The organism is Kiloniella majae (genome assembly GCF_002118315.1).
GTDB lineage: Bacteria > Pseudomonadota > Alphaproteobacteria > Kiloniellales > Kiloniellaceae > Kiloniella > Kiloniella majae.
Genome location: NZ_MTSZ01000002.1, coordinates 248,366 through 261,579 on the forward strand (window position 1 = coordinate 248,366; position 13,214 = coordinate 261,579).

Genomic DNA, 13,214 nt, shown 5'->3' on the forward strand with positions numbered 1-13,214 from the left:
ACAATAAACAATACTTAAATCGACAAGCTACAATTTCGTGTTACTGTAACAGGATAATGACATCTGCTTATTTGCAGATAAACACATAATTTCGCATCCAAGATCTGCAAAATAGCAGATCAAATTATCGATTACGTATCAAAATTCGGCATAAACCTATTAAATTCAACGAAAAACCACCCCAATCAGCTTCGCAAATTTAATCATATTTGTAATTTTATTACCTGAAATTCCGTATTGAAATATCCCATTCAAGCAAAATGGACAGAAGGCAGATTACAGATGCAATCTACTTTCTATCCACTCCCAATCGTCTAGGGTTCTATTTTTTCAACTCAAAGCTTCTACCAAAAATGCTCTTGCCGAAATGGCCATTTTGGTGGATCGGGGTCTGCTGGTAATCCGATGTCTTCACGAATTGACTCAGGAATATCCTTAATATCTACAGCAGTAATTTCCGCCTTGAAGCGAGAAAAAATAAGATTGAACAGCTTGATAAATCTAGCCATGACTTACTCCATAATTGTAAGCACGACTGTCTGTTGTTAATAGTTACTCGCGTAACACTCAAAATTTGAACGTGACTCTACTAGCAAAAGGGCACCCTGAAATCATCACTATTCATATCTTCACCAAAAATTGGAAAAGCTATGAAAAGCAGTCAGGCAAACAGCACAAAGATCATGGCTGTGAAAACACAAATCCCAAGCCCGAAAGTCCAGACATCAATAAATATAAAATTATGAGTGAATAGGTGAAATACTATTTTCAGACAGTCAGTGCCGAAAAGGTGAGGCACTTAGTGGAGTTTTATTTAGTTACATCCACGAAATGCTGATCCGAAAACACGAGTAACATAAGCTCGGAGAGAACGATTCCCGAACACGCTCGTGCGGACATATGCAGAGACGAAATTACGGGTCATAAAACGTTCCTTGTTAAAGCTTAAAGTAGTTCACAAAAGACAAATACCCGCTTTGGTTTTTTTTGCCAAGTACCAAAATTGTACGCAAAAACAATTCCCTGACACGCGTGACATAAAAGCAACACCTACTGTTGCCGTAATTACACACGACAGGAATTCGCCCTATACACCTCTGATCCCTTAACCAACCATAAAGCTTAAGGCCTGTATCGAACGTCTGGATATTCTTGTCTCCAGTCTTTAGGGCTTTGCCCTGTAACCCTTTTAAACTCACGATTAAAATTCGACTTTGTCTGGAACCCGGCTTCGAACATAATACTTGTTATGGTCTCATCTGTTTCTACGAGACGGCGACAGACCTCCGCAACTCTATACTCATTAACAAATTGAGACACATTTTGTCCCTTTAATCGGTTAATCGCTCCGGATATTCGCCGAGAAGTAATGCCGCTTTTCCGGGCAAGTCGGTTCAAGCTTAAATCACAGTCCTGATAGATAGATTTTTCTTCAATCAACTTTTCTATTCTAGCCAAAACTTCACGATCTTCAGGTTCCATATTGTGCTCAGAATTAATATCTTCAAGCTCACTGCCCTGTTCCGTAACAGTCTGCCCGATTACAGAAGCAGCAATGCCCAGAATTAACAAGGCAGGTACATTCGCCAACGAAACAACCATTCCCGAGAGCTCGCCATCCATAAAGCGAAAGTCATAAGAGATAAAAATATCAACACCGGCAAAGGCAATCAGGATAATAGCAGTCACCCACAGAGCCAGATGAGTACGCGGTGCTTCAGACAATCGAACCGCATTCAGGCGATCAGGCCCGGATAACGCCAACCGCAAAAGGGCAAGACCGTAAAATAAATAGATTGCAATTAAAGTGATATCAATCGGGTCAGGCCATACTTCAACCAAGGCAACAACGAGAACTGTTGGAGAAAGGTGATACCAATCTTTTGAGAATGAAATGCTCCCCCCTTCACGAACAAAGCTCCGAAAGCTCAACCAAGCCAAAGATGCCCAACTGGCAGCTAAAATTGACTGTAGCGGGAGAAAGGCAAGTACGCCGTATCCCCACCGTATCCCTATCAACACGGAAAGAACCGCGTAGAGAATTATCAGAATTTGAAAAAGACGACTTTTCTGTAAAGCGCCACCGCTCAGAATTCCTTGAGCAAGGAAAACGAGTAATAACAAAGCCACAACAAAAGAGAGAGGAATGAAAAGCATAAAGGCCTGATGAAAAGGATTTACCGGACAGGAAAAACATAAACATGAATGAAAGGAAAGTCATACCGATTATAACTAAATCGCGATTAAGAACGACCTAAATCACGTTTCAGGTCTTAATATTCAGCACAGTCAGTCAAAAAAGAGCAACTCTTCATTCCCCTTAACCAAGTTGATAAAAGGTATAAAACATTGAAAGCTCTTATAGTCCTGACAAGCATTCTATTGATATTGATCACACAGCACACACACGCAGCAGGTTTTCAACGAATATTTGTCACTGACCCAGATGATAAAACCATAGAGGTTGGTGTTTGGTACCCAAGTGACAGCGCTCCTCCCAATGAAGCCAACACCCCCTTTCGCCAGGCCCTCGCACTAGATAGCCCTATAAAACCCGGCTCCCACCCTCTTATCCTGCTCTCTCACGGTTATGGCGGCTGGATGGGTGGTCACGCCAACACGGCAAAGGCTCTTGCTGAAGCAGGTTATGTTGCCGCAGCACCAACTCATACCGGAAATAACTATGAGGACGAGAGCTATCCTCCGCAACGCTGGATGCTGGATCGCCCACGCCATATAAAACTTACAATTGATCACCTCCTTAACAACTGGATCGGCAAGACCAATATCGATCCAGTAAGAATTGGCATTTTCGGTTTTTCTGCCGGGGGCTACACAGCACTGGTTTCAAGTGGCGGCGTACCAAACATTGATAAGCTTCTCACTCATTGTGAAAAAAGTCCGTCAGAGATTGCCTGTAAACTTGGTAATCACAACGAAGCTGCGATTTCTGACCTTTCACAACGGCCCGAGACTGGCTGGAGCCATGATCCCAGAATATCAGCAGCCGTTGTAATCGCTCCGGGGTTTGGCTTTGCCTTTGACCAATCCGCATTGAAAAAGGTCACGCTTCCCATACAACTATGGTCCGGGACAAATGATTTAAATGTTCCAACAAAAACCAATGCGGATCAGATATTTAAATCCCTTCCCAAAGCGGCAGAGTATCATCTGGTTGAAGATGCCGGGCATTTTGCATTTCTCTCCCCCTGTAATCCTTTACTGGAAAAACATAACCCAAGAGTTTGGAATATGGTATGTGTCGATGCTCCCACCTTTAATAGAGAAGAGTTTCAAGAAAAGTTTAATGAAAAAGTGATCAAATTTTTCAACAAAAACCTGCCCGCAAGATAAAGGTGTCATTGCATTTTACAAGAAATGCCTCTTATCTAGACGACCATCCGTTCAAGACGAATTAAAAATAAGAGTAAGAGCAAATGCAGTCCAAAACCTTATCCGGATTCACTCAGTCCTTTGTACAAGTAAATGGAGTAACGTTAAGCGTTCACACCGCGGGTACAGGTAAGCCTTTGCTCTTACTCCACGGTTATCCGCAAACCCATGCAACTTGGGGGAAAGTCGCCCCGGTCTTTGCACAAAAATTCCAGTGCATCATACCCGATATGCGAGGCTATGGAGAGAGCAGTACTCCCGTTACTGATAGCGAGCACGCTCCCTATTCAAAACGCACTATGGCCCATGATATGATCGAACTCATGAACCATTTTGGCCACAAACGCTTTTCAGTCATTGGGCACGACAGAGGAGCAAGGGTTTCATATCGCATGGCCTTGGATCATCCTGAGAAGATTGAAAAGATGGCAATTATCGAAGTGGTCCCGACAGCCGAGATGTGGGATCGTTTCAGTGCTGAAATAGCGATTAAGGCTTACCATTGGACTTTCCTGGCGCAACCGACACCGCTGCCAGAAAACATGATAAAAGCAGATCCTATCAGCTATCTCGAGTGGACCCTCAAAAGCTGGACCCGGGAAAAGTCGCTCGATGTGTTCACCCCGGAAGCTCTGGAGAGCTACAGGGAACAATTCAAAGATCCTGAGCACGTACATGCTCTCTGTGAGGATTACCGCGCAGGCGCTACTCTCGACCGACAACACGACGACGCGGATAGGGAAAAAGGCAACAAGATAAAGGCCCCTCTCTTCTTCCTTTGGGCACACAAGGGCTTTCCTGCTAAAACGGGTAACCCTCTTGGTTTGTGGCAAAGCTGGGCTGAGAATGTCCAGGGTCACGCTATCGATTGCGGGCATTTTGCCCAAGAAGAAAACCCAAAATCAGTTACAGAACACCTCATTCCTTTTTTCAGCTAAACATTCCTCAAGCCTTTAAATTTAAATCATTATGAGTGAGGTTTTATTGATAATTCTATCAACTACCTATTAATAGGTAAAATAATTGATTGACAAAGTATTCAATCTCTCCATCTTATAGAAACAAGATACCTACCTACTGATAGATTGGATAAATTGATGACTGATACTGTTGCTATAATTATTGGCGGTTCAAGCGGCATGGGAAAAGAGACGGCACAGTCTCTGCGAAACAGAGGGCAAAACCTGGTTCTTGTTGGTCGAGACCATACAAAACTTGAAGCCGTGAAATCCGAATTACATAAAAGAGGATCTGGCCAAATCGAAATACATGCCATTGATCTTCAAAATAACGACCAAGTAAAACAGTTCATTTCAGCAATCGAAACAGAGAAGCGCCATATTTCCAAGCTAGTCAATGCTGCAGGAACGTTCAAACCTGTCGCTTTTCTGGATCATAATCATGATGATTTCGATAGCTATCACGACTTAAACAAAAGTCTGTTTTTCATAACACAAGCCGTTGCAAACAACATGAAAAAACATAAAGGCGGTTCTATTGTAAACATCGGATCAATGTGGGCAAAACAGGCTATCAAAGCCACACCTTCGTCAGCTTATTCTATGGCAAAGGCAGGACTACATTCTTTAACACAGCATCTGGCCATGGAGCTTGCCGAGTTCAATATCCGGGTAAATGCTGTTTCGCCAGCTGTTGTTGTGACCCCGATCTTTGGCTCTTTCATCGAACCAGATCAAATTGAAAATACACTCACCGGCGGTTTTAACGATTTTCATCCTATTGGCCGTGTAGGCAGACCAAACGATATTGCTGAAGTAATCAGTTTTTTACTCTCGGATGCTGCATCCTGGGTTACTGGTGCCATCTGGGATACTGACGGTGGCGTGATGGCAGGCCGCAATTAATCTACGAAGCAGTTGTACTGGAACAGGTTTTAATTAATCCTTCAGATGATACCTAAAGCCTGTTCCACACATCTGATCTATATTTTGAATATCGACATACATTTTTTATCCTAAAAAAAGTCAAAGCCGAAAGCTGCTCATGAATAAAATTCCCCTTATAATTATTGGTGGAGGTTTAAGCGGGTTATACCTTGCCTATCGCTTGGCACAGGAGGGGAAAGATTTTTTGCTTCTTGAAGCACGTAATCGTTTGGGAGGGCGTATCAAAACAGCAAGCGCTCACGATCTTGGGCCAACATGGTTCTGGCCCGGGCAACAGCACATGATAAAGCTTGTTCAAGAATTGGATCTACAGATATTCGAGCAACAAAATACTGATGCTATAGGCGATATACTCTACGAAGATCCAAACACGCTATCACAACGCTTGCCCGGAAATCAGTATCACATGACGTCATATCGAATTCAGGGGGGCATATCCAGCTTGATCGATAAACTAGAAGCTCTGCTTCCTTCCTCTAATATTCTCTTAAATCACAAGGTAACCTCTGTTGAAAATCAGGCCGATGCTATCAAAATAACAACACAAGATAACGACATAGTCAGAAACTTTATCTGTGAAAATGTTATTTTTGCACTGCCGCCCCGTCTAATTGAAAGCACAATCCAGTTTGTACCAAACCTGAATGATGGTATCCGCAACGACATGCGCGCCATTCCAACATGGATGGCAGGTCATGCCAAAGTCCTCATTCGTTTCCAGCGCCCATTTTGGAAGGATTATAATCTCTCTGGACAGGCTTTTAGCCGCATCGGTCCCATGATGGAAATCCACGACGCTTCTTCCCCAGACCAGAACTACGCGCTTTTTGGTTTTCTTGGCGGATCAGGATTACAAAGAAAAAACGTGGGCAAAGCACAGCTAAAACGCCTGATAGAGGAACAAATCCAGCGTCTGTTTGGTCCCGAAGCACCAACGCCTCTTGAAATTATTATCAAAGACTGGTCGCAAGATCCCTTAACCGCGACAGAAAAAGACTTGGAACCGCTTCAGACTCATCCCCGTTACCGGCATCCAGAAAGCATGAAGAATATTTGGCAGGGACAGATGAGATTCATAGGAAGTGAGTTGGCATCATCCGAGGGCGGATACCTTGAAGGTGCTTTAATTGCCGCCGCGGAAACCATGGAGGAAATTTCGTAAAAATGAATAGAGCCAGTAAGAATTTAGGCGAGATGAAAATTCACCTCGCCTAAATATTCAAATCCAATAATCGGTAGCCGATAACAGAGTCACTCTTGACCTAGAGTAATCTTCTTCTGTTGCTCTCTGACCTGTTGTTTCTCTTCACGACGCTTTTCAATAATGGAAGCAACCTCACCACCGATATGATCAATACCACGTTGTTCCGAAAGTTCGATCTGCTTCTCGCGCTCTTCGAAACGCTTTAACTGTTCGTCAGTCAAATTCTCATAACAATGATGACAGGAAACACCTTTGCGATAGTGCTCACTTTGTTTATCTTCTTCCGTAATCGGCATACGACAGGCAAAACACTGATCGTATACACCCTTTTCCAAGTTGTGTTTCACCGCAACACGGCTATCGAAGACAAAGCACTCACCTTCCCACAAAGACTCTTCTTCCGGCACTTCTTCCAGATATTTCAGAATGCCGCCTTCAAGATGGTAAACATCCTTAAACCCTTGTTCTTTCAGGTAGGCCGTTGATTTTTCACACCGAATACCACCCGTACAGAACATAGCAACTTTTTTGTCTTTTGCATCGGCGAGATTTTCTTCAACGTAGGCCGGAAACTCTCTAAAAGTTGCCGTATTGGGATCGATGGCGTTTTTGAAAGTCCCGATACCAACCTCATAATCATTGCGAGTATCGACCAAAACCACATCAGAATCTGAAATCAACGCATTCCAATCCTGTGGTTTGACATAGGTTCCCACGATCTGATTGGGATCAATCCCCTCTACACCCATGGTAACAATCTCTTTCTTGAGCTTTACCTTGGTACGGTGAAACGGCATCTCATCGTGATAAGACTCTTTGGTCACCACATTCTTTAAACGCTCATCAGCGCGAATATAAGCATGAAGGGCATCAATTCCTTCTTGGGATGACGCGACAGTGCCGTTAATACCTTCGCGTGCAAGCAACAATGTCCCTTTGACATCGTGTTGCACCATAAAGTTATGAAGTGGTTCGCGAAGACTCTCAAAGTCTTCTAAAACGGCAAAGTGATACAGTGCCGAAACAACAATCTTTGACATTCTCTTTCCTTGTGCGGGCTGGAACGTAAAACCAGAGCTACAATATGTGGCGGCTATATATCAAAGGTATAAAAAAACATCAAGAACATGAGACATCATAGCAGAGTTGCATCTCTCCGCGAATTTCCTCTTTAGCAAGACATATCAGGGTACATGTTGGTCAGACTGTATTGAGTTTATATTTCTTGAAAACAGCGCCCTCAAATTCAATCTCTTCAATGAATTCGGCGCCAAGCCTCTTAAGGCCAGCCGTTTTTGTTCGCGATAATGGCAGTAGAAACGTTACAAAGGGGATGCGGCTGTCAGCTTTTGCAAACGCAAGCGCTTTTCTGGTTATTCTTTGCCCAAGCCCAAAACATTCAGGCTTTAAAACCAATCCGAAATCCCACTCATTGCCTTCTTTTTGGAATCCACCCCATCCGACGTAGGTTCCTTCATACAGTATTGCCCAATGACCAAGTCCATCCCGATGCCAACACTCTTCTTTGGCCTCAATGAACTTAACAAGAGCATCTTGATCCCATTTGAACGTCAGTAAGGGCATATGCTCAGCTACACGCGGATCAGACATGTGAGATATAATTTCGCCTTCAGACACATCACGTAGTTGCCCAAAGCTAATTTGATTCTGGGGCCGATTTTCTGGCTGATCTTCGAATTTTCGATACATTACAGTCTGAACTACTCCTTGAATTCGAACGCAAATTCAAACAATTAATATTTAAAAGATCAAGTAATCAGCAACGTGCATTTCTCACAATTTAGTGAAAATTTTGATTTCAGAAACAACGCCTATTTAAGGAAGCCACCGAAACTCTCATTTGTTTCGAAAACAACCGCAGTTCCAGAAGGCTGCGTACAATTCACAGCTATCTTCGTGATACTATCAACTTGATAGTTAAACTGGCGTTTTGTCGAGGTGAAAAAACGGGATAAGACAAAGGAACGACTCTGCCCCTTTTTAAAAGCTACGCGTTCAGGTTCATACCAAAAACCGCCGGCCCCGTTAATAAGAACAACACAATCAGAGAGTAATGCATTATTCGTGCTTTTAATAACAACGTTCGTACGACTAAGTGATACCAGTTCCATATCAAAATCATCTGACCCATCATCGCACCCTACAAGCGAAAACAAAGCCAAGGTAAAACCACATAATAATTGAAACGAAGACATCTTCATTCTTCAATACCACAAGCATACAAAACGCTTACAGTATAAGACAACAAAGCTAATCTTCGATTAACTTCAAAGGCAGCTTATATGTTCCCGAGAATCATTCCAGAAAACCTAACGAACCTTGGTTTGTTTCAAAAACCAATGCAGTGCCTTGCGGTTTCTTACAGTTCACTGAAATACGAGAAATAGAATCAACACTGTAGTCAAACTGACGTTTACTGACACTGTAGAACCGGGCAAGAGAAAAGATACGGCTTTCTCCTTTGTTAAATTCGGATCGCTCTGGCTCATGCCAAAAACCACCCGCACCATTCAAAAGAACAACACAGCCTTCAAGCTTTCGGGTATCAAGATTTTTCACCCCCACACTTGTTTTGCTCAAGCGCGTCATCTTCATATCAAAAGCATCACCATTTTCCTCGCACCCCCAAAGAAACAAAAAGACAAACAACGTTGCTCCTATTTTTACAACTCCCCTCAATTTACTCCCCCACCTACGCAACCAATACTCGACAAACTAAATATAGAAAAAACCTAAAAAGTGTCTATTCTAATAAGATTAATAAAATGAAAACTCTTAAAGATTTTCTATAACTTTTTGAAATAAAAAGAATTGCTATGAATTTACGCCCAATGTTACCTACGGATCACACTGACCTCATAAGGCTTTTCAAAACAACCCCAGGCGTTGCCTTACGCGATGCAGACTCTTATGAAGCAACAGTACGATATATTGAGCGTAACCCCGGGCTTAATTTTATCATAGAAGATGAAAAAGAGATTATTGCCTGCGTTATGTGTGGACACGATGGCCGCAGAGGATATCTGCAACATCTCATTGTGAAGCCGGATTATAGAAAGAAAGGACTTGGCGAAAAGCTTTTTGCCGTATGCCTTTCAAGCCTTCGTCAACTAGGAATTGATAAAACCCATATTTTTGTGTTCAAGGACAATGGGATTGCCAATTCGTTCTGGCAATCAAAAGGCTGGGCATTAAGAGACGACGTAAACCTCTATTCCTACACCTCATCAAACTCTGCAAATGCCTAACTTCATTCGACTTCATAAAATCGGCTCATAATTCAGTGCCATGCTGCCAAATAACTGGTGAGAAGTCTCATCTTCCAATAAAATTTTAATCTGTTCATTAACTTGGTCAATAAAAGCAGGCTCAATTGTTTTTTTGCTAAACATAAAATGAACAGGCTCTCTATGAATAATTATAGGATGTTCTTCGAGAAGATCACGAACCCCTAGCTGTCTGGCTTCCCTGAAAACCGTCGCGGGCATTTCCACATAGATATCAATCCTGTTACCGAGTAACATTCTGATCCCCTGTTTCGTGTGGTTCACATTTAAAAAGTAATTTTTAGTACCTTCATCCCTGACGAGTTCCTCAAAAGCCTCTCCCCTGTAAGTACCTCTAATATTACCAATACGTATTTTCTGTCCGGAATAATCGGGGGCTTCCATATCGCGGATCAAATCTGTAAGGCTTTTAAAACGAAATCTATCGAGCTCACCCTTTCGAACCACCAGTCCAACGGTTTCATTGCGATAAGGAATTGAAAATCGCGCAAATCTTTTCCGCTCTTTTAAGACAGACGCAATTGGAATCATATCAAGACGCCCTTCCTCTAGCTCAATTAACGCGCGCTTCCAAGGCAAGTAAATAAATTCATATCCACAGCCAATGCCGTCGAAAACCTTACGCATAAACTGAACGTCTAGTCCGGATAATTGGCCATCACTCTCTTTGTATATAAATGGAAAAAATTCCTCGACGACCAAAATCTTTACATCGTCTCGGCAAAAGCTTTTTGCATATGACGGGGAAACCATCAGATTAAATACGACCACAAGATAAACAATGGCACAGAAACGCATCTTGAAACCTCCGGTACATCATTCAGAGTTTAAGAACGATGTGCCGGGCAACACTCTCATCATCTATCTTTTAAATCTCTGAGCTCATCTACGTAACCCCTTCAAGCCATTTACTGTACCACAGCACCTAAACTCCACCTAATGACACCTAAATTGAAGATTAAGAGTCCAAAGGTTCTCGTTAGATTTTTGAATAATCTATAGGCAGGTTTTTATCCAAGGTGCGGGAAATGGGGGGCATTGGATATTTTAACCCTGTAGCACAGTTATATAAGACAGCTCGATCGCTTTCCTTGATGCGACCATCTGCCAACGATTGTTTATAGGCCGCATAGGTTGCTGCTCCTTCGGGACAAAGCAAAACACCTTCCTTTTGAGCAACCTCTGCCTGGGATTCAGTAATCGCCTCGTCTGTAACAGCAATGGCAAACCCGCCACTTGCACGTACCGCTCTTAAGATTAGAAAATCTCCTACGGCCACGGGCACACGTATGCCAGATGCATGAGTATAGGCACCTTCCCACAGAGGCGCATGCTCCTCCCCCTCTTCATAAGCTTTGACAATCGGAGCACAGCCGGTGGATTGAACTGCCACCATCTTTGGACGCTTAGATCCAATCCAGCCAATTGCTTCCAACTCATCAAAAGCTTTCCACATACCAATAAGACCAGTACCGCCGCCAGTGGGATAAAAGATAACATCAGGAACATCCCAACCGAGCTGTTCAGCAAGCTCCAGTCCCATCGTCTTTTTGCCTTCAATACGGTAAGGTTCTTTCAAGGTTGAGCAGTCAAACCAGCCGCTCGCCTCCTTACCTTCACCAACAATTTTACCACAGTCATTGATCAACCCATTAACACGATAAACTTTACCGCCTTGATACTCGATCTCGGACACATTTACTTCCGGGGTATCATCCGGGCAAAAAATTGTCGTTTCCATCCCGGCCCGGGTCGCATAGGCCGCCATGGCTGCACCTGCATTTCCATTTGTGGGCATTGCAAGTCGGCTTACCCCAAGCTCCTTTGCCATTGAAACAGCCAGCGCCAATCCCCGAGCTTTGAAAGATCCCGTCGGCAAACGTCCTTCATCCTTAACGATAAGCTCCCCGCCCTTGCCTGCCAAACTTGGTAAAGAAAGTAAGGGAGTCGTAACTTCGCCAAGACTGACAATATTTCGCGCCTGACGCACAGGCAAGAATTCACGGTAACGCCAAAATCCACCAGGCCTCTGTGCCAAATCCCTTTTGGAGAGAGCGTTACTCAAAGCCTTGAGGTCATAACGGACCAGAATAGGTTTTCCTGCCGGTGAAAGCCCATGCAACTTACCTGCTTCGAGCTTCCCCCCCGTATAAGAGCACTCAAGGTGTGTTACAAAATTTGGGAACTCATCGGTAATAGCGGGATCGAAAGACGGTTTTGGCTGCATCAAATTTCTCCTGGCAGAAAGTAAGCGGATGAAATCAAAGACATGAAATCATGGAAGGCGTCTGCTAGACTATACTAAGACTGTGACTGATCATACTGAGGGATAAAGAAAAAATTCTCGGACATTTAAAGGTCTATTTTCTATAGCAACGTCCAAGGAAAGAATATTAACGAAAGAAGCTCTATAAATTTTGCTTTATCAACAAATAATTAGAAAAAATTACACACTAAAATTAAGTGAATATCTGATATTCACATTTCGAAGTGTTAAATAACTTGAAACACACTTTCGCATAGTACATATCAACATCAAACGAACCCTATTAGTCAAAAATAAGCGAATCATCATGAGCTATATAAACATTAAAAAAATTCTTTCTGCCGCGACTTTTGCTGCAACGGCCTTTGGCCTCTCCATGACTTCTGCTAATGCAGAAAGTGACGAAAAACTGTTATCCGTAATCAAAGATCGTGGAACAATCCTGATCGGTTTGGAAGCCACTTACCCCCCTTTCAACTATCAAGATGAAAATGGTGAACTTGTTGGTTTTGAAGTTGATGTTGCAAAAGCTGTCGCAGAACGTATTGGCGTAAATGCCGAGTTTGTCCCGACCAAATGGGATGGTATGCTTACAGGGCTAGAAACCAAGCGCTTTGATATCATCACCAATCAGGTGACAATCACCGAAGAACGCCAAAAGAAATATGACTTCACACATCCTTATACCGTGTCAGGCATTCAGGTTATCACTCGTGAAGACAAAGAAGCCGATTTCAACAGCCCGGCAGATCTTTCAGGTAAAGCCGTTGGGGTAGGTTTGGGCAGTAACTACGAAGAGTGGTTAACCCAAAATGTACCAGAGGCAGATGTTTCCACCTATGACGATAACGCAACAAAACTGCAGGATCTTCTTGTCGGACGTCTGGATGCGTTCCTGAATGATCGTTTGGCAGCAACCTACCTTCTTGAAAACTCTGGTGGTCGAATTGTTGCCGCAGGTGAGCCATTTGACAAACAACGCATGGGTATTGCGCTTCGCAAAGGCAACACCGATCTTCTTGATGCTTTGAATAAAGCATTAGATGAATTGCGTGCAGATGGTACACTCGCAAAAATTTCCCAGAAATGGTTCAAACTAGACGCGACTAAATAAACTCAAAAGTTACCCCGGACTT

General features: G+C 43.1%; 14 protein-coding genes. 6 read left to right on the forward strand and 8 right to left on the reverse strand.

Translation table 11 applies throughout. The annotated features are described in order from the left end of the window. Nucleotides 1–344 precede the first annotated feature (344 nt). Both BKB51_RS20735 and BKB51_RS21075 read right to left on the reverse strand, forming a co-directional pair. Entirely contained in the window at nucleotides 345–509 is a 165-nt protein-coding gene (locus tag BKB51_RS20735; protein ID WP_158090174.1) for a hypothetical protein, read from the reverse strand. Nucleotides 510–1,122: 613 nt separating this feature from the next. Beyond that, nucleotides 1,123–2,157, reverse strand: coding sequence for a helix-turn-helix domain-containing protein (locus BKB51_RS21075; RefSeq protein ID WP_085900440.1), 1,035 nt, complete (start codon nucleotides 2,155–2,157; stop codon nucleotides 1,123–1,125). Between the two features lie 192 nt (nucleotides 2,158–2,349). On the opposite strand from BKB51_RS21075, the gene BKB51_RS07185 reads away from it, so the two are divergent. From BKB51_RS07185 to BKB51_RS07200, 4 genes are all read left to right on the forward strand, one after another. Beyond that, nucleotides 2,350–3,354 carry an alpha/beta hydrolase family protein gene (locus BKB51_RS07185; RefSeq protein ID WP_085900441.1) on the forward strand — a complete coding sequence of 335 codons (1,005 nt, stop codon included), beginning with the start codon at nucleotides 2,350–2,352 and terminating at the stop codon, nucleotides 3,352–3,354. 83 nt (nucleotides 3,355–3,437) lie between these two features. Beyond that, complete coding sequence (locus BKB51_RS07190) at nucleotides 3,438–4,331, forward strand: alpha/beta fold hydrolase (RefSeq protein ID WP_085900442.1); 894 nt, start codon at nucleotides 3,438–3,440, stop codon at nucleotides 4,329–4,331. A gap of 159 nt (nucleotides 4,332–4,490) precedes the next feature. Then, entirely contained in the window at nucleotides 4,491–5,258 is a 768-nt protein-coding gene (locus BKB51_RS07195) for an SDR family NAD(P)-dependent oxidoreductase (protein WP_085900443.1), read from the forward strand. Between the two features lie 139 nt (nucleotides 5,259–5,397). Continuing rightward, entirely contained in the window at nucleotides 5,398–6,462 is a 1,065-nt protein-coding gene (locus tag BKB51_RS07200; RefSeq protein ID WP_085900444.1) for a flavin monoamine oxidase family protein, read from the forward strand. A gap of 89 nt (nucleotides 6,463–6,551) precedes the next feature. Here the strand turns inward: BKB51_RS07200 and trhO are convergent, their stop codons facing one another. The 4 genes from trhO to BKB51_RS07220 form a co-directional block, all read right to left on the reverse strand. Next, nucleotides 6,552–7,544 (reverse strand): oxygen-dependent tRNA uridine(34) hydroxylase TrhO, encoded by a 993-nt coding sequence (gene trhO, locus BKB51_RS07205; protein WP_085900445.1) that lies wholly within the window; start codon nucleotides 7,542–7,544, stop codon nucleotides 6,552–6,554. Nucleotides 7,545–7,704: 160 nt separating this feature from the next. After that, complete coding sequence (locus BKB51_RS07210; protein ID WP_085900857.1) at nucleotides 7,705–8,115, reverse strand: GNAT family N-acetyltransferase; 411 nt, start codon at nucleotides 8,113–8,115, stop codon at nucleotides 7,705–7,707. 221 nt (nucleotides 8,116–8,336) lie between these two features. Continuing rightward, entirely contained in the window at nucleotides 8,337–8,720 is a 384-nt protein-coding gene (locus tag BKB51_RS07215; protein ID WP_085900446.1) for a hypothetical protein, read from the reverse strand. A gap of 100 nt (nucleotides 8,721–8,820) precedes the next feature. Continuing rightward, complete coding sequence (locus tag BKB51_RS07220) at nucleotides 8,821–9,174, reverse strand: hypothetical protein (protein WP_085900447.1); 354 nt, start codon at nucleotides 9,172–9,174, stop codon at nucleotides 8,821–8,823. A 167-nt stretch (nucleotides 9,175–9,341) separates the two neighbouring features. Between BKB51_RS07220 and BKB51_RS07225 the strand changes: the two genes are divergently transcribed. Then, nucleotides 9,342–9,773, forward strand: a complete 432-nt coding sequence (locus tag BKB51_RS07225) for a GNAT family N-acetyltransferase (protein ID WP_085900448.1) — start codon at nucleotides 9,342–9,344, stop codon at nucleotides 9,771–9,773. 12 nt (nucleotides 9,774–9,785) lie between these two features. Here BKB51_RS07225 and BKB51_RS07230 read toward each other — a convergent pair whose 3' ends face one another. Together BKB51_RS07230 and BKB51_RS07235 are read right to left on the reverse strand one after the other, a co-directional pair. Continuing rightward, nucleotides 9,786–10,610 (reverse strand): substrate-binding periplasmic protein, encoded by an 825-nt coding sequence (locus BKB51_RS07230; protein ID WP_085900449.1) that lies wholly within the window; start codon nucleotides 10,608–10,610, stop codon nucleotides 9,786–9,788. A 181-nt stretch (nucleotides 10,611–10,791) separates the two neighbouring features. Further along, the gene (locus tag BKB51_RS07235; RefSeq protein ID WP_085900450.1) at nucleotides 10,792–12,039 is read right to left on the reverse strand and encodes a threonine synthase; all 1,248 of its coding nucleotides are present in this window, start codon (nucleotides 12,037–12,039) and stop codon (nucleotides 10,792–10,794) included. 346 nt (nucleotides 12,040–12,385) lie between these two features. On the opposite strand from BKB51_RS07235, the gene tcyJ reads away from it, so the two are divergent. Further along, nucleotides 12,386–13,192, forward strand: coding sequence for a cystine ABC transporter substrate-binding protein (gene tcyJ / locus BKB51_RS07240; protein WP_085900451.1), 807 nt, complete (start codon nucleotides 12,386–12,388; stop codon nucleotides 13,190–13,192). The last annotated feature ends 22 nt before the right edge of the window (nucleotides 13,193–13,214 follow it).

Excerpts from the sequence above, each read along its gene's own strand:
- BKB51_RS20735 (WP_158090174.1), bottom strand. The coding sequence starts at position 509 with ATGGCTAGATTTATCAAGCTGTTCAATCTTATTTTTTCTCGCTTCAAG.
- BKB51_RS21075 (WP_085900440.1), bottom strand. The coding sequence starts at position 2,157 with ATGCTTTTCATTCCTCTCTCTTTTGTTGTGGCTTTGTTATTACTCGTT.
- BKB51_RS07190 (WP_085900442.1), top strand. The coding sequence starts at position 3,438 with ATGCAGTCCAAAACCTTATCCGGATTCACTCAGTCCTTTGTACAAGTA.
- BKB51_RS07195 (WP_085900443.1), top strand. The coding sequence starts at position 4,491 with ATGACTGATACTGTTGCTATAATTATTGGCGGTTCAAGCGGCATGGGA.
- BKB51_RS07200 (WP_085900444.1), top strand. The coding sequence starts at position 5,398 with ATGAATAAAATTCCCCTTATAATTATTGGTGGAGGTTTAAGCGGGTTA.
- trhO (WP_085900445.1), bottom strand. The coding sequence starts at position 7,544 with ATGTCAAAGATTGTTGTTTCGGCACTGTATCACTTTGCCGTTTTAGAA.
- BKB51_RS07210 (WP_085900857.1), bottom strand. The coding sequence starts at position 8,115 with ATGTCTGATCCGCGTGTAGCTGAGCATATGCCCTTACTGACGTTCAAA.
- BKB51_RS07215 (WP_085900446.1), bottom strand. The coding sequence starts at position 8,720 with ATGTCTTCGTTTCAATTATTATGTGGTTTTACCTTGGCTTTGTTTTCG.
- BKB51_RS07225 (WP_085900448.1), top strand. The coding sequence starts at position 9,342 with ATGAATTTACGCCCAATGTTACCTACGGATCACACTGACCTCATAAGG.
- BKB51_RS07230 (WP_085900449.1), bottom strand. The coding sequence starts at position 10,610 with ATGCGTTTCTGTGCCATTGTTTATCTTGTGGTCGTATTTAATCTGATG.
- BKB51_RS07235 (WP_085900450.1), bottom strand. The coding sequence starts at position 12,039 with ATGCAGCCAAAACCGTCTTTCGATCCCGCTATTACCGATGAGTTCCCA.
- tcyJ (WP_085900451.1), top strand. The coding sequence starts at position 12,386 with ATGAGCTATATAAACATTAAAAAAATTCTTTCTGCCGCGACTTTTGCT.